This window comes from Citrobacter sp. C348 (assembly GCF_047467975.1).
Lineage (GTDB): Bacteria > Pseudomonadota > Gammaproteobacteria > Enterobacterales > Enterobacteriaceae > Citrobacter > Citrobacter gillenii.
This window is the reverse complement of sequence record NZ_JASJUJ010000010.1, coordinates 162927-179100: the sequence shown is the minus strand read 5'-3', so window position 1 is coordinate 179100 and position 16174 is coordinate 162927. Positions and strand designations below refer to the sequence as shown.

The 16174-nt window shown below is 58.2% G+C and carries 11 protein-coding genes; 7 read left to right on the top strand and 4 right to left on the bottom strand.

All coding sequences use genetic code 11. The annotated features are described in order from the left end of the window. Positions 1 to 43 precede the first annotated feature (43 nt). On the bottom strand, positions 44 to 289 hold the full coding sequence (locus QNN86_RS18540; protein ID WP_096756773.1) for a DUF1883 domain-containing protein: 246 nt from the start codon (positions 287 to 289) through the stop codon (positions 44 to 46). A 262-nt stretch (positions 290 to 551) separates the two neighbouring features. Further along, entirely contained in the window at positions 552 to 905 is a 354-nt protein-coding gene (locus QNN86_RS18535) for a DsrE/DsrF/TusD sulfur relay family protein (RefSeq protein WP_096756774.1), read from the bottom strand. A 73-nt stretch (positions 906 to 978) separates the two neighbouring features. Between QNN86_RS18535 and nasR the strand changes: the two genes are divergently transcribed. The 7 genes from nasR to QNN86_RS18500 all read left to right on the top strand — a co-directional run bounded on the left by nasR (position 979) and on the right by QNN86_RS18500 (position 13484). Beyond that, positions 979 to 2160, top strand: coding sequence for a nitrate regulatory protein NasR (gene nasR, locus QNN86_RS18530; protein WP_117342907.1), 1182 nt, complete (start codon positions 979 to 981; stop codon positions 2158 to 2160). Between the two features lie 226 nt (positions 2161 to 2386). After that, positions 2387 to 3646, top strand: a complete 1260-nt coding sequence (locus tag QNN86_RS18525; protein WP_414212092.1) for a CmpA/NrtA family ABC transporter substrate-binding protein — start codon at positions 2387 to 2389, stop codon at positions 3644 to 3646. A 1-nt stretch (position 3647) separates the two neighbouring features. Continuing rightward, complete coding sequence (gene ntrB / locus QNN86_RS18520; protein ID WP_414212090.1) at positions 3648 to 4523, top strand: nitrate ABC transporter permease; 876 nt, start codon at positions 3648 to 3650, stop codon at positions 4521 to 4523. A 9-nt stretch (positions 4524 to 4532) separates the two neighbouring features. Then, positions 4533 to 5321: an ABC transporter ATP-binding protein gene (locus QNN86_RS18515; protein WP_414212088.1), complete on the top strand. Its 789-nt coding sequence runs from the start codon at positions 4533 to 4535 to the stop codon at positions 5319 to 5321. Between the two features lie 9 nt (positions 5322 to 5330). Beyond that, complete coding sequence (gene nirB, locus QNN86_RS18510) at positions 5331 to 9398, top strand: nitrite reductase large subunit NirB (protein ID WP_414212086.1); 4068 nt, start codon at positions 5331 to 5333, stop codon at positions 9396 to 9398. Beyond that, the gene (locus QNN86_RS18505) at positions 9395 to 11995 is read left to right on the top strand and encodes a molybdopterin-dependent oxidoreductase (protein WP_414212084.1); all 2601 of its coding nucleotides are present in this window, start codon (positions 9395 to 9397) and stop codon (positions 11993 to 11995) included. Before nirB ends, QNN86_RS18505 begins: the two co-directional genes overlap by 4 nt. Positions 11996 to 12098: 103 nt before the next feature. Next, positions 12099 to 13484, top strand: a complete 1386-nt coding sequence (locus tag QNN86_RS18500; RefSeq protein WP_146716904.1) for a YchO/YchP family invasin — start codon at positions 12099 to 12101, stop codon at positions 13482 to 13484. 19 nt (positions 13485 to 13503) lie between these two features. Here the strand turns inward: QNN86_RS18500 and narL are convergent, their stop codons facing one another. Beyond that, the gene (narL, locus tag QNN86_RS18495; protein WP_003020756.1) at positions 13504 to 14154 is read right to left on the bottom strand and encodes a two-component system response regulator NarL; all 651 of its coding nucleotides are present in this window, start codon (positions 14152 to 14154) and stop codon (positions 13504 to 13506) included. Beyond that, positions 14147 to 15943: a nitrate/nitrite two-component system sensor histidine kinase NarX gene (narX, locus tag QNN86_RS18490; protein ID WP_414212081.1), complete on the bottom strand. Its 1797-nt coding sequence runs from the start codon at positions 15941 to 15943 to the stop codon at positions 14147 to 14149. Before narX ends, narL begins: the two co-directional genes overlap by 8 nt. Between the last annotated feature and the right edge of the window lie 231 nt (positions 15944 to 16174).

The window sequence follows — 16174 nt, the reverse complement described above, 5'->3', positions numbered from 1 at the left end:
GCGAACTGCCCGATAAGCGAGAGTGCTTTCGGGCAGCTAACTGTCAGGCGGCGATATAACTGATGGAATGTTCCAGAGACTGGCTGTGGCTGTCGATCAGAACATTCCACGTGCCGGTATACGGCACGGTCAACCATGCGTTATCACGATCCTGCACGCTTAAAATGTCGGTCTGCGTGTCTTTGACGTGATTTTTTTCGCTCATCAGATGAATGTGACAGCGCTCAGAACAGCGCACCACCACGGTATCTCCACCAAACAATTTCAAACTTGCCTTCACTAATGCCATTTTTCACCCCGTTCTTGAAAACAACGTACTTTCTGTCGAAAGTGCTGCGTGATGTTGTTCACATTTCACTCATGGCATAACACCAAAGGGGGAGGGACAGGATGCTGATTTTGATCAAAAAATGGCATAACGATTAAACAAAAATGACAAAATCCCTGAAAAGCGTTGAAAGGGCGTGCTTACGTTTAGCGTAACCGCGCCCTGGCAGATTAAATCTGGAAATATCCGGCTCTTTCAGTGCGCTTGCCTGAAAAGTCGTCTATCAGAAGGTTAACACCTTATCCGCCGCCAGCGTCCACTGGGCTAATTCCACCAATGTTCCGACTTCAACGCCGTCGATTAACGGCAGCGTGGTGATGCCACGACCATCGGTGCAGGTTTTGCACAGTTTCACCGGCACATTTTGTGCGGTCAGGATCTCCAGCATTTGCTGAATATTGTAGCCTTCCGTCGGCTTCTGCCCGCGTATTCCCGCCGTTACCGCGTCCGACATCAAAAAAAGTCGCAGATCGAGGCTGTCATCCTGTTCGCGCAGGGCAATGGCCAGACGCAGACTGTTAAATAACGATTCGCTTCCATAGGCCGCACCGTTCGCGACGATCACTATCTTTTGCATTTTGACTCCTGTTGTCAGGGGGGCATGGATATTGCTAGCTCTTTGGGAAAACCCGTTATCCGTGAGAGCAGAGATGATGACACATGCGCAAGACCCCGGTGCCACACAATGGTTTCACCACGCACGTCAGCTTGAGAATACCCAGCTTCGCCAGTTGGCGCAGTCAGGCCAACTGGTGACGCGCATTAGCCATCTGGTGCATATGCTACAGTGCGAACGCGGTGCATCCAACATTTGGTTGTGCTCCCGTGGGTCACTTTACGGTCCGGAGGTCCGTGCCAGCCGCGCACTGGTGGATGAGGAATGTCGACAACTGCACGCGCTGTTTACGCAGCTTATGCCGCAGGCCAGCAGCACGCTATGCCATCGCATCGCCGGTACCGTCTGGTGCCTGGCGCAGTTGCCCGCATTGCGTGAAGCGGTCAGCGGGCAGGCGTTAGATGCGCAACAGGCCATGGCGCAGTACAACCGTGCGCTGCGGCATGTGCTCGGTATTGTCCCGCAACTTAATGACAGTATTGATGACCCCTACGTTGCCCGCGGGATGGTGGCCCTGTACAGCTTTATGCAGGGCAAAGAGCTGGTGGGGCAAGAGCGGGCATTGGGCGCGATTGGCTTTACGCTTGGCGAATTTGAGCCGCCTATGCGCCAGGCGCTGGTGGATCGGATCGACGGACAGCAGCCGTGCTTTGAAGCCTTTAGCTCACTGGCCTCACCGGCGCTGGTGCAGCATTTTCGCCAGCAGTGTGAAGCCTCTGGCACGATTGAACAGTTGCGTCGACAGGTTTGCACGCGACACCCGCAGGCCGATAACGGCGAAAGCACGCTGCGCTGGTTTACGTTGCAGACCCAGCGGCTGGAACGTTTACGCGACGTGGAGGAGAGGCTGATCGGCGAGCTGATGCAGGCCGTTGAGCGGCGTCTGGCGGAAGACGCCAACGCGCTGCCGCTCGATAACTGGCTTGATGATAGCGCCGATGACAACCTCTGCCTGCGTCGCGACAAACAGCTTCTGCTGCTGGTTCGCCAGCAGGCACGCCAGCTCGAGCAGATGAGCGGCCAACTGGCGTCGCTACAGGATACGTTAGAAGAGCGGAAGGTGATTGATAAGGCGAAAAGTGTACTGATGAATCATCACAATATGAGTGAGGAACAGGCCTGGCAACGGCTGCGCAAAATGGCGATGGATAAAAATCAGCGGATGGTGGATATCGCCCGTGCGCTGTTGACCGTGAAATCACTCATTCAGGGATAGCGGCTGCACAACAGACGAGCAGCCTCTGCCATATTCGGGTGCAAAATAACGTCACCGGGAGGTAAAAGCCGCTCAGCGCGCCAGCGAAATTCTGGCATCCGAATTGCATTCATCTCTACAGACAGTTTAGCAACAGACCAACGGCGGTTTGTCTGCTTTGAGGATAAAGGCGTCCTGCAATGCTTCGGCATTGCCGGGCGCTTTTTTTTTGTTATGGGGAGCATGTATGGATGACAGAACAGTTTTGCTAACGCGGCGGCGATTCCTGCAGGCCAGCGCCGCCATCGGGGGGGCATCCCTGATTTCCGGCCTGATGCCATCGGTGTGGGCTGCAGGGTCTGACGCGCCAGAAATGACCACGGTCAGAGTGGGCTTCATTCCCCTCACTGACTGCGCGCCGTTGGTGATTGCCGCGTTGAAAGGCTTTGATAAAAAGTACGGCATTACGCTGGTGCCCAGCAAAGAGGCCAGTTGGGCGGCGGTACGTGACAAACTGGTTTCCGGCGAACTGGACGCCGCCCACGTTCTGTATGGACTCTTGTACGGGCTGGAGTTGGGCATCGCCAGCAAACCGCAGGCGATGGCAAATCTGATGACGCTGAACCAAAACGGCCAGGCGATCACGCTGTCTGCTGCGCTGCAGGAGCAGGGGATCACCGACGCACCGTCGCTGAAAAAGCTGATTGCCGGGCAGGCGCCAGGAACCTACACCTTCGCGCATACCTTTCCTACTGGCACGCACGCCATGTGGCTCTATTACTGGCTGGCCAGCGCCGACATCAATCCGTTTACCGATATCCGTACCGTGGTGGTGCCGCCGCCGCAAATGGTGATGAACATGCGCATCGGCAATATGAGCGGTTTCTGCGTCGGCGAACCGTGGAATGCGCGGGCCATTAACGACCGCATCGGATTTACCGCCGCTACCTCGCAGACAATCTGGCCCGATCATCCGGAAAAAGTGCTCGGCACGCGCCGGGAATGGGTGGAGAAGCATCCGCACACCGCCCGGGCGTTGGTCAGCGCCGTACTTGAGGCGTCGCGCTGGATTGACGCCAGCGAGGCCAACAAACGTGAAACGGCGCAAATCCTTGCCGGGCGCGCCTGGCTCAATACCAAAGCACAGTACCTGACCGGGCGCATGCTGGGCGAATACGACAACGGTGCTGGTCATCGCTGGCAGGACGCGCACCCGATCCAATTCTTTCGTGACGGAGAAGTCAGCTTCCCGTGGCACTCGGACGGCATGTGGTTCCTGACGCAGTTCCGCCGCTGGGGACTGCTTAAGCAGGCACCGGACTATGCGGATATTGCGGCCAGGGTCAACCGTATTGATATCTGGCGCGACGCGGCGACGGCCGTAGGCGGCATAACCCCGCCAGCGCAGCTACTGCGTACCAGCACGCTGATGGACGGTACCGTGTGGGACGGTCGCGACCCGGAAGCGTATGCCAACCGCTTTACCCTCCACCGTAAAGGAGCCTGAGATGAAACAAAACACGCAACTAAAAACCCCTGAACCGGCTGTGGGTGAGGTGATCACGCTGGCCGCCGAGACGGTGAGAAAACGCAAAACGCCGGCCTATTTGTGGCTGCACGCGTGGGTCAGACGAGCCGTGCCCGCGCTGCTGGGGATGGGCCTGCTGGTGGTGTGCTGGCAACTGGCGGCGATCAACAGCCAGGGGTTTCCGACGCCGCTCAGCACGCTGGACTCGGCGCTAACGCTGTTTGCTGACCCGTTCTATAACAATGGGCCGAACGATATGGGCATCGGCTGGAACGTGCTGGCGTCATTGCAGCGGGTGGCCATCGGTTTTGGCCTCGCGGCGCTAGTCGGCATCCCGCTCGGATTTCTGATTGGCCGATTTACCTTCGCCTCACACATGTTTTCACCGCTGGTCGCGCTGCTGCGCCCGGTCAGCCCGCTGGCCTGGCTGCCGATTGGGTTGCTGCTGTTTCAAAAGGCGGAACCGGCCTCCAGCTGGACTATTTTTATCTGCTCCATCTGGCCGATGGTGATCAACACCGCCGAAGGGGTGCGCAGAATTCCTGATGATTATCTCAACGTTGCCCGTGTGCTGCAGCTCTCTGAATGGACGGTGATGCGCCGCATTCTTTTTCCCGCGGTACTGCCGGCGATCCTCACCGGCATGCGCCTGTCTATCGGTATTGCCTGGCTGGTGATTGTGGCCGCCGAAATGCTCACCGGTGGACTGGGCATTGGCTTTTGGATCTGGAATGAGTGGAACAACCTCAACGTCGAAAACATTCTTATCGCCATTGTCATTATCGGCGTCGTGGGCCTGCTGCTTGAGCAGGGGCTGATGCGGGTCGCCCGTCGTTTTAGCTGGCAGGAAAAATAAGGAGACAGCATGAAACCCATTATTCAGGTACAGGCAGTGAGCCAACGTTTTTCCACCGCCAGCGGCGAGTTTCTGGCGCTGCAAAACGTCTCGTTTGATATCCATGAAGGGGAAACGGTCAGCCTGATTGGTCATTCCGGCTGCGGGAAATCGACGTTGCTGAATCTGATCGCGGGCATCACGTTACCCACTGAAGGCGGCCTGCTTTGCGATAACCGCGAAATTGCCGGGCCGGGGCCGGAGCGGGCGGTTGTATTCCAGAACCATTCATTGCTGCCGTGGCTGAGTTGCTTTGACAACGTGGCGCTGGCGGTCGATCAGGTCTTTCGCCGCACCATGAACAAGGCCGAGCGGCGCGAGTGGATTGCGCACAATCTTGAACGGGTGCAGATGGGCCACGCGATGCACAAACATCCAGGCGAGGTTTCCGGCGGCATGAAGCAGCGAGTGGGTATTGCCCGTGCGCTGGCCATGAAACCCAAAGTGCTACTGATGGATGAACCGTTTGGCGCGCTGGATGCACTCACCAGAGCACATTTGCAGGACACGGTGATGCAGATCCAGCAATCGCTGAACACCACCATTGTGCTGATTACCCATGACGTCGATGAGGCGGTGCTGCTCTCTGATCGGGTGATGATGATGACCAATGGCCCGGCGGCCACGGTGGGCGAGATTCTGGCGGTAAATCTGCCGCGCCCGCGTAACCGCGTCCAGTTGGCGGATGACAGCCGTTATCACCACCTGCGGCAATGCATTCTCCACTTCCTGTATGAGAAACAGCCGAAGGCGGCGTAAGGGGGCGATATGACGCAACGACTGATCATTGTGGGGCACGGCATGGCGGCGACGCGCCTGACCGAGGCGCTGCTGGCGTACAAGTGCGGCGACATCGCGATCACGCTTATCGGAGAGGAACCGCAACTGGCCTATAACCGCATCCAGCTGTCACCGGTGCTGGGCGGCGAGAAGCCCTTTGCCCATACGCTGCTTCATCCGCGCCAGTGGTATATCGACCACGGCGTGACGGTGCTGAGCGGGGAACGCGTGCTGGCCGTTGATGCCGCTCGCCGCCACGTGACGACCACCAGGCGCATCCTTGAATGGGATGAGCTGGTTTTTGCCACCGGCTCGGTGCCGTTTATTCCGCCAATCCCCGGCGTTGAACAGGCGCATGTGCACCCGTTTCGCGCGATGGCGGATGTGGAGGCCATCTTGCAACAACCAGGTCCGGTGGTGGTGCTTGGCGGCGGCGTACTCGGCGTGGAGGCGGCGGCAGCGCTACGGCTAAAAGGTGACAATGTCACGTTGATTCATCGCGCCGCACGCCTGATGGAACACCAGCTGGATCGGCAGGCCAGCGATCTGTTGCAGGCCCAGCTGACAGCGCGCGGTATTCGCTGCGTACTCAATTCCGGGATTACCTGCATTGAGGGCGATTGCGTCACATTGCTGGATGGTGAGCAGTTGGCCGCGCAGCGGGTGGTGATGGCGACCGGCGTCAAACCCAACATCCGCCTGGCGCAGGAGAGCGGCGTGAGCTGCCAACGGGGGATCGTGGTGGACGCACAGCTGCGTACCACCGTTGCAGGCATCAGCGCGGTGGGAGAGTGTTGTGAAATTAACGGCCAGACCTGGGGACTGGTGGCACCGTGCCTGCAGCAGGCTGAGGTGCTGGCGGCGCGCCTGGCAGGTCAGGACGGTGAGGGATTTCGTTGGCAGGATCGCGGCACGCGCCTGAAGGTGACAGGCATCGAACTGTTCAGCGCGGGGCTAACGGACGCCGAACCTACGGATACCGCGTTGAGTAGCTGGGATCCGCTCAGCGGACACTACCGCCGTCTGCTGATCCGCGACGGAACACTCCACGGCGTGCTGTTAATGGGCAACTGCCGCAGCGCCGCGCCGCTCACCGATTTGCTGGGCGCACCCGCGACGGCAAATTCTGCCTGGCTATTTGACCGCTTTGATACGCAGCCACCGGCTGCAGGACTGATGACGATGACAAAACCGACGCTGGCTGTTGTGGGACACGGTATGGTTGGCCACCATTTTCTCGAGCAATGCGTAAGCCGCAACCTGCATATGCAGTATCACATCGTGGTGTTCGGCGAAGAACGTTATGCCGCCTATGACCGGGTGCATCTTTCCGAGTATTTCGCCGGGCGCAGCGCGCAGTCGCTGTCGCTGGTGGAAGAGGACTTCTTTGCGCGTCACGGTATCGAGCTGCGTCTTGCGCATTGCGTGACCGAGATCGACCGTGAAGCACGGGTTATCCGCACCGCCAGCGGCCATGAAACCCACTGGGATACGCTGGTGCTGGCCACCGGATCGTACCCGTTTGTGCCGCCGGTAAAAGGCGGTGATTCCGCGGATTGTTTTGTTTACCGTACGCTCGATGATCTCGATGCCATTGCGGAAAAAGCGAAAAATGCCCGGCGTGGGGTGGTGATTGGCGGTGGGCTGCTTGGGCTGGAGGCGGCCAATGCGCTGCGCCAGCTTGGGCTGGAAACCCATGTCGTTGAATTCGCCGCGAACCTGATGGCGGTGCAACTGGATAATGCCGGCGCCGCTATGCTGCGCGAAAAAATTGAGGCGCTGGGGGTGGGGGTGCATACCGCAAAATCCACCCGCGAAATTGAGCGTACGCCAGACGGCCTGGTGCTGCATTTTGCCGACGGAGAGCGGCTGGATACCGATCTGGTGGTGTTTTCCGCCGGTATCCGCCCGCAGGATACGCTGGCTCGCAGCAGTGGCTTACACCTCGGCGATCGCGGTGGAATAAGCATTGATAGCCACTGCCGCACGTCAGATGATGCCATTTACGCCATTGGCGAGTGCGCGCTGTGGGAAGGGCGGATATTTGGACTGGTGGCGCCGGGCTATCAGATGGCGCGCGTTGCCGCCGCGCGGCTGGCCGGGGAAGAGGCCAGTTTTGGCGGGGCGGACATGAGCACTAAGCTCAAGCTGCTCGGCGTTGATGTGGCGTCATTTGGTGATGCGCAGGCGCGCACGCCGGGGGCGCAAAGCTATCAGTGGACCCACGGCCCACAGCAAATCTACAAGAAAATCGTCGTCAGCGCCGACGGCAAAACGCTGCTGGGCGGCGTGTTGGTGGGCGATGCCAGTGACTATGCCACGCTACTACAAATGATGTTGAACGGACTGGTGCTGCCCGCGCAGCCGGAATTGCTGATCCTGCCTGCCGTGGCGGGTAGCGCACCGAAAGTGCTTGGGGTGGCGGCACTCCCTGACGCCGCACAGATTTGTTCTTGTCATAACGTCAGCAAGGCCGATATCTGCCGGGCGGTCAGCGCTGGGGCGACGGATATCGGTGCAATAAAACAGTGTACCAAAGCGGCAACCGGCTGTGGCGGGTGCAGCGCACTGGTCAAACAGGTGATGGAGCATCAGCTGGCTGCGCAGGGTGTGGAGGTCAAAAAGGATATCTGTGAACACTTTCCCTGGTCGCGTCAGGAAATCTATCATCTGGTGCGGGTGAATCATATTCACACTTTCGAACAGTTGATTGCCCGCTATGGACACGGGCACGGCTGTGAAATTTGTAAACCGCTGGTGGGGTCGGTGCTGGCCTCCTGCTGGAATGAGTATCTGCTTAAACCTGCGCATCTGCCGTTGCAGGATACCAACGATCGCTATTTTGCCAACATTCAAAAAGACGGATCGTATTCGGTGGTCCCGCGCATGCCAGCGGGGGAAGTGACGCCGGATGGCCTGATTGCCATTGGTCATATTGCTAAACGCTACCAGTTGTACAGCAAAATTACCGGCGGGCAGCGGGTCGATCTCTTCGGTGCGCGGCTCGAACAGTTGCCCGATATCTGGCGCGAGCTGGTCGAGGCGGGGTTCGAGACTGGGCACGCTTACGGGAAGTCGCTGCGTACGGTGAAGTCCTGCGTCGGCTCAACCTGGTGTCGCTACGGTGTTCAAGACTCAACCGGACTGGCGGTCACGCTGGAGAATCGCTACAAGGGCCTGCGCGCACCGCACAAAATCAAAATGGCGGTTTCCGGCTGTACCCGCGAGTGTGCCGAAGCCCAAGGGAAAGATGTCGGCGTCATTGCCACGGATAAAGGCTGGAACCTGTATTTGTGCGGCAACGGCGGCATGAAGCCGCGCCATGCCGATCTATTTGCCAGCGATCTGGATGATGCCACGTTGATTCAGACCATCGATCGTTTCCTGATGTTCTACATCCGCACCGCGGACCGCCTGCAGCGCACCAGTACTTGGATGGACAATCTCGAGGGCGGTATTGATTACCTGCGTGAGGTTATTCTGGACGACAGCTTAGGTATTGCCAGCGAGTTGGAACAAGAGATGGCGCGGGTAGTGGAAAGCTACCAGTGCGAGTGGCAAACCACGCTCAGCAGTCCGCAACGTCTGGCGCTGTTTCGCTCTTACGTCAACAGCGATGCCCCGGATGACGCCATCGCGCGTCAAGCCTTACGCGGCCAGCCGCAGTTGGCCCCCCCTGTACGCCATGCTCGTGAGACATTGCCGGTGAAACCCTGGCAGGCGATCTGCCCGCTTGAGGCGATCCCGGAACAGGCAGGGATTGGTGCCCTACTGGGTGACCTGCAAATCGCACTCTTCCGTTTTGGTCAGTCGATTTATGCGCTGGATAATCGTGAACCCGGCAGTGACGCTCAGGTACTTTCGCGCGGCATTTTGGGGGATGTGGCCGGTGAGCCTGTTGTGATTTCGCCGCTGTATAAACAGCGCATTCGCCTGCGTGATGGTCGACAGGTTGACAGCGGCGAGCAGGCGGTACGCGCCTGGCCGGTGAAAGTGGTGGATGGAAACGTGTGGGTGGGCAATCAGGCATTGATTCTGCGCGCGGAGGCCTCATGAGTGAGATACGTACCACATGTCCCTACTGCGGCGTCGGCTGTGGGGTGATCGCCCAGGTGAGCGAAAAAGGCGTTAACGTCCGGGGCGATCCTGACCATCCGGCAAACTTTGGTCGCCTGTGCGTCAAAGGCGCGGCGCTGGCGGAAACCACCGGGCTGAGCGGCAGATTGTTACAGCCGACGGTTGACGGGGCGAAGGTCAGTTGGTCGCAGGCGCTGGAAACCGCAGGCACGCGTCTGCGCAGCATTATCGCCCAGCACGGCCCGCAGGCGGTGGCCTTTTACGCTTCCGGTCAGCTACTGACGGAAGATTACTACGCGGCCAACAAGCTGATGAAAGGCTTTATCGGGGCGGCCAATATCGATACCAATTCGCGACTGTGTATGTCGTCGGCGGTGACTGGCTATAAGCGGGCGCTGGGTGCCGACGTGGTGCCCTGCAGCTATGAAGATATTGAGTGCAGCGATCTGGTGGTGCTGGTGGGCTCAAATGCCGCGTGGACGCATCCGGTGCTGTACCAGCGGCTGGTGCAGGCGCGACAAACCAATCCATTGTTGAAGGTGGTGGTTATTGACCCCCGACGTACTGCCACCTGTGATATTGCGGATCTGCATCTGCCGCTGCTGCCTGGCAGCGACGGCGGGCTGTTCGTGGGCTTACTGAACCGAATTGCCACCGACGGTGCCGTGCGGGGGGATTTTGACGGGGCAGCAGAAACGCTGGCTATCGCGCGAGACTGGGACGTGGCGCGGGTGGCGCAGTTTTGCGGGCTGGAGGTGGCGGAAGTTAACGCATTTTATGACACGTTTATGCATGCGCCAAAGGTCGTCACGCTGTACACCATGGGCATTAACCAGTCCGCCAGCGGCAGCGATAAATGCAATGCGATCATCAACGTCCACCTGGCCTGCGGCAAATACGCCCGCGCCGGGTGCGGGCCATTTTCGCTGACCGGACAGCCAAACGCGATGGGCGGTCGCGAGGTAGGCGGGCTGGCGACGCAGTTGGCAGCACAGATGAGTTTTGACCCGCAGGACCTGTCGCGCGTGGCCCGCTTCTGGGGCGCTGAGCGGCTGGCACAAACGCCGGGGTTGATGGCGGTCGAGCTGTTCGAGGCTATTGGCAACGGCCAGATTAAAGCGGTGTGGATCATGGGGACTAATCCTGCGGTTTCGCTCCCGGACAGCCATGCCGTGTGTCAGGCGCTGGCGGCCTGCCCGCTGGTCATTGTCTCCGAGGTGGCGGCCGACACTGATACCAGTCGCTATGCCCACATTCGCTTTCCGGCGCAGGCCTGGGGAGAGAAGAATGGCACGGTGACCAATTCAGAGCGGCGTATTTCTCGCCAGCGCGCCTTTTTGTCCTCTCCCGGTGAGGCGCGTGCGGATTGGTGGATTATCGCCCAGATGGCTAAACAGCTGGGGTATGCCGGGGCGTTTAGCTGGCAAAACGCGTGGGAGGTCTTCTGTGAACATGCGGCGCTTTCCGGTTTTGAAAATAATGGGGAACGCGCCTTTGATATTGGTGCCCTGGCCGATATGACGTACGCGCAGTGGGAAGAGATGACACCGGTTCGCTGGCCGGTCAGTCGACGTCTAGCGCCGCTAAACCTCTGGCAGGGCTGGCACGCGAACCAGCGTTTGCGGCTGGTGCCGGTCACGCCGCAGGGGATGACAACCGCCTGTGATGCGCTCTATCCGCTGGTGTTAAACAGCGGGCGTATCCGTGACCAGTGGCACACCATGACCCGCACCGGCACCGTTTCGCGCCTGATGCAGCACATCAGCGAACCGCTGGTCGAGGTGTCACCCGAGGACGCCGTACGATTTCAGCTGACCGGGGGAGCGCTGTGTCGTATCAGTTCCCCGCGAGGGCTGATGGTGGGCAGGGTGGCAATCCAGCCAGGTCAGCGGGCGGGCAGCGCGTTTACCTCGATGCACTGGAACAACAGCTTTGCCCGACAGGGTCGGGTAAACGCACTGGTTGCGCCGGTGTGCGATCCCCATTCCGGACAGCCAGAAAGTAAACAGACGGCGGTGCGGATCATGCCCTGGCAGCCGCAATGGCAGGGGGAGATGTTTAGCCGCCATCAATTAACACTGCCCGGTTTTGTTCACTGGTGGCGCAAAGCGGCGGACACGGTTTTTCGCTATACCCTGGCGGGAGACAGGGAATTCGCCAGCTGGCTATGCCAGTACTGCACGGCACAAGGCTGGCAAATCCAGCAGGCGCACTGGGGCCAGGGGCTGAATATCCTGGCCTGGCGGGAGGGGCAACTGATGCTGGGATTCTGGTCGGCGGCGACGCAGCTTGAGATCGATCCCGTCGCTATTCTCGCCGCGTTTACGCAGGCGCCAGACCAGGCTGATATGCGCCATCAGTTGCTGAGCGGCAAACCTGGTGGGATAACCCTCGATCGGGGGGCTATCGTGTGTAGCTGTTTTAGCGTGGGTGAAAAGGTGATAGTCCAGGCGATCGCCGACGGCTGCCACTCGGTGCAGAGTCTGGGACAACAGCTGCGCTGCGGCAGCAACTGTGGGTCGTGCATCCCGGAGTTGCGTGCCTTACTGAAACAAACGGTAACGCTTAAAGAGTAAGGATATTCCTGAAAATTTGAGAAAAGGCTGCAAATTGCCGGCCTGAAAGGTATGGTTAACGGTCGAGAGACCTGATTTTAATGATGTAAAAGCCACCGACGATTTGAGCCGTTTTTTCAGTTGTACACGTAGTATCCTCCTACTCTTGCCGCTGGCAGGCGGTACTGCCAGCGCGCAGTCTTCGTTTATCCAGCAGGCCGCCAACCCGTTTGACAACAATCATGATGGCTTACCCGATCTTGGCATGGCAGCGGAGTCCCGGGCCGGTGAAAAGCATTTTGCCGAAATGGTCAAAGCGTTTGGCGAAGCCAGCATGACCGATAATGGTCTTGATACCGGTGAACAGGCGAAGCAGTTTGCGTTTGGCCAGGTGCGTGACACGGTCAGCGAGCAGGTCAATCAGCAACTGGAGTCGTTGCTTTCTCCCTGGGGTAATGCCAGCGTTGGGCTGCAGGTGGATAACGAGGGTAGCTTTACCGGCAGCCGGGGAAGCTGGTTTATTCCGTGGCAGGATAATCAACGCTACCTGACCTGGAGCCAGATGGGGATAACCCAGCAAGATGAGGGGCTGGTCAGTAATCTGGGCATCGGGCAGCGCTGGGTACGCAACGGCTGGTTGTTAGGTTACAACACCTTTTATGACACTCTGCTGGATGAAAACCTGCCGCGCGGTGGCGTGGGTGCCGAAGCGTGGGGCGAGTATCTGCGCTTATCAGCCAATTATTACCAGCCGTTCTCGTCCTGGCAGGAACGTTCTGCGACGCAGGTGCAGCGCATGGCGCGGGGATACGATCTTACTGCACTGATGCGGGTCCCGTTTTATGAACATCTCAATACCAGCGTTAGCGTGGAGCAATACTTTGGCGACCAGGTCGATCTGTTTCATTCCGGAACCGGCTACCATAATCCGGTGGCGGTCAAGCTGGGGCTGAGCTACACGCCGGTGCCGCTGGTGACGGTGACCGCGCAGCATAAGCAGGGGGAAAGCGGGGTCAGCCAGAACAGCGTCGGTGTAAAGCTTAACTATCGCTTTGGCGTGCCGTTAAAAAAACAGTTGATGGTCAGCGAAGTGGCTGGCAGTCAGTCCTTGCGCGGCAGCCGCTATGACTTACCACAGCGTAACAATCTGCCGACGATGGAATATCGCCAGCGCAAAACTCTGGCTGTGTTTCTGGCAACTCCGCCGTGGGATCTCACGCCTGGCGAGTCGGTAGCGCTGAAGCTGGAGGTGCGCAGTCAGCACGGTATTCGCCACCTGACGTGGCAGGGGGATACGCAAGCGCTGAGTTTGACGGCGGGAACAACTACCCGGAGTGCAGAAGGCTGGACGATTATTATGCCAAAGTGGGACAGCAGTGACGGGGCAACAAACCGCTGGCGGCTGTCGGTGGTGGTGGAAGACGAACAGGGTCAGCGTGTCTCTTCCAATGAGATCACGCTATCACTGACCGAACCGTTTAGCGCGGTGTCGGAAAATGATCCTCGTTGACGATAAGCAGCATTAAAAATTAGAAAATGCGTTCCTGATGTACCCATACCGCGGCTTCTACGCGTGATTTGAGCTTCATTTTCTTCAGCATATGCTTCACGTGGACTTTGACCGTGCTTTCGGTGATGTCCAGACGGCGGGCAATCATCTTGTTAGGCAGGCCCTGGGCAATCAGTTTCAGGATGTCGCGTTCGCGCGGCGTGAGCTGGGTGACATCGCGGTCTGAGGTGGCACGATTAGCACGCAGGCTGGCGGCCAGTACGGGTGTTAAAGCTTCGCTAAGCACCATTTCACCGGCGGCCGCTTGCTGTAATGCCTTCAGCAAATCTTCCGGTTCCATGTCTTTCAACAAATAACCATCCGCGCCGCGTTTCAGGGCGGTGACCACGTCTTCTTCATGATTGGAGACGCTGAATACGACGATGCGGCCGGACAGGGATTTTTCGCGCAGCTTATCGAGCGTTTCCAGACCGTTCATACCGGGCATATTGAGATCCAACAGGATCAGATCGGGATCAAGAGACTCAGCCAGCTCGATACCCTGCTCGCCATTACTGGCTTCGCCGACCACGGTAATATCGGGCGCCATGCTGACAAGCTGTTTTACACCGGTTCGCAACATCGGATGATCATCGATCAACAGGATGGTTGCCGGTTCCAGATTACTCATGGGTATCTCCTTGGACTTCTGTGAAGTTTGTTTCGGGAATGAAAGTGACAGCAACTTCAGTACCGCCAGTCTCTCGACGGCGTACACGGCAATCGCCGCGCAAGCTTTGCGCACGATCGCGCATAATAATCATGCCGTAGTGGTTACTGCGTTCGGCGTTTTCCGGTACGCCGCAGCCGTTATCTTGCACTGTCAGTTTGACCTGCTTGCCATTTTGCACCACTGTCACTACAACGTCATCGGCGTGAGAGTGTTTCAGGGCATTACTCAGGGCTTCACGGGCAATTTGCAACAGGTGAATAGCCTGGTGCGAAGGCACCAGACGCGGTGGCAGCTGGTAATCCAGCTTCACCGTAAAACCAAATCGGGCGCTGTATTCCTGGCAGCTGGCTTCCAGCGCCGGGCGCAATCCAGGCTCCGTTAACTGCAAACGGAAGGTGGTTAACAGCTCACGCAACTGCACCCAGGACGTGTTCAGTTCGTTACGAATTTGACTCAGCAGGTCGCGGCAGTTTTCTGGCAGCGCCTCGCCTTGCATTTGCAAACAGCTGACCTGCATCTTCATACAAGAAAGCGATTGTGCAATAGAATCATGCAGTTCGCGTGCAATGGTGGCACGCTCTTCCATCACAATCAACTGCTGCTGACGCTCCTGTTGCCTGTCCAGCGCCAGCGTCGCGGTCAGTTGTTCAACCAGGGTATCAACCAGTTGCTGCTGGTCGTGGCTAAGATGACGTCCGTGCGGCAAAGTGGCCAGCAGAATACCATACTGAGTATGCGCATCGGTCAGTCGCCATTTTAGCGTGATCCCGCCGTCAATGGCGGGCAGCGTGCCGCGTGGACACAGATGGCACCCTTTTTCATCACAGCTCATGTTCGACTGACAGGTAAACTCCTGGTGATTATCTTCATCTTCCAGGTCGTACACCCGCAGTTCAATATCATGCAACAGCGTTAAATTTTGTAGCCCGTTGAGTACCGGGGAAAGACGTTCACACAGTGGTACCTGAGAGTGCAGACGGCGGTTGGCTTGCCACAGGAAGGAGAGGATCTGGTTTTTATGCTCCAGACCGGCGGTTTTCTCCTGCACCCGCTGTTCCAGTACCGCGTAACTTTCTGCCAGCTCTTCTGACATATTGTTCAGTGCCGATCCCAGGGCCGCCATTTCATTACGCCCGCTAATGCGTGCGCGCTGGGTAAAATCACGTTGGCTGACGGCTCGCGCCATCGACAGCAGCTGTTTCCACGGTTCCAGCAGACGAACACGCAGCCAGATAATGGTGAAAACCAGCAGCAGTGCCATAAACACGGCCATCAAGCGATGCAGCATTACCACGCGTTCAATACGCAATTCCGTGGTGTGGTCAAAGGCGGTCACCAGCTTATCCAGGCCTGCCACAAACTGCGTAACGTCCTCGGCAACGGCGTCCGCGTTTTGTGCATGTGATAGCCCTGGTGCCAGTTCGGTATGCCAGTAATCCTGTAACGCCTTCAGCTGTGCCTGTTGTCCGTCGCGCTTAGCGGCGCGCGTGAGTTCCGGGCTGAAGGCCGTTCTTTCCATCTCTTCCAGCAGCGGCTGGTCATTGGCATCCAGCGGAACCGCTGCCAGCAGACGATAGCTCTGCATACGCAGGGAGCCGGCTTTATTTATCGCATGCGCGCTGCCCTGAACGCCCTGAACCAACCAGCCGGAGACGGCCATACCTGCCACGCCGATTGCGGTGGACAGTAAAACAATCAGCGCTACCTGGTTGACCAGCGTAAGCGGAGAGAGACAACGTTTTAACATGGTGACTTCTTCCTTCAGGATTTCGTTGTAGCGAAAACCTTATGAATGACGATACTGCTGCAAGCAGTGGCGTTATTCTCAGCTATACACTGGAGTATACCCATACCTCAAACGGGCTACCCCTTAATTGCCGCAGGTGGGAGAGATCCCCGGCTGAGGGGAGTAGGGGGCGACAGAAGCGTGAAAAACCACATCTTTTTTAGCGATGTTATGTACTCATTTGGGGTAATG

Bases quoted from the DNA above. Each gene is read 5' to 3' on its own strand.
- QNN86_RS18540 (WP_096756773.1), bottom strand. From the start codon at position 289: ATGGCATTAGTGAAGGCAAGTTTGAAATTGTTTGGTGGAGATACCGTG.
- QNN86_RS18535 (WP_096756774.1), bottom strand. From the start codon at position 905: ATGCAAAAGATAGTGATCGTCGCGAACGGTGCGGCCTATGGAAGCGAA.
- nasR (WP_117342907.1), top strand. From the start codon at position 979: ATGATGACACATGCGCAAGACCCCGGTGCCACACAATGGTTTCACCAC.
- QNN86_RS18525 (WP_414212092.1), top strand. From the start codon at position 2,387: ATGGATGACAGAACAGTTTTGCTAACGCGGCGGCGATTCCTGCAGGCC.
- ntrB (WP_414212090.1), top strand. From the start codon at position 3,648: ATGAAACAAAACACGCAACTAAAAACCCCTGAACCGGCTGTGGGTGAG.
- QNN86_RS18515 (WP_414212088.1), top strand. From the start codon at position 4,533: ATGAAACCCATTATTCAGGTACAGGCAGTGAGCCAACGTTTTTCCACC.
- nirB (WP_414212086.1), top strand. From the start codon at position 5,331: ATGACGCAACGACTGATCATTGTGGGGCACGGCATGGCGGCGACGCGC.
- QNN86_RS18505 (WP_414212084.1), top strand. From the start codon at position 9,395: ATGAGTGAGATACGTACCACATGTCCCTACTGCGGCGTCGGCTGTGGG.
- narL (WP_003020756.1), bottom strand. From the start codon at position 14,154: ATGAGTAATCTGGAACCGGCAACCATCCTGTTGATCGATGATCATCCG.
- narX (WP_414212081.1), bottom strand. From the start codon at position 15,943: ATGTTAAAACGTTGTCTCTCTCCGCTTACGCTGGTCAACCAGGTAGCG.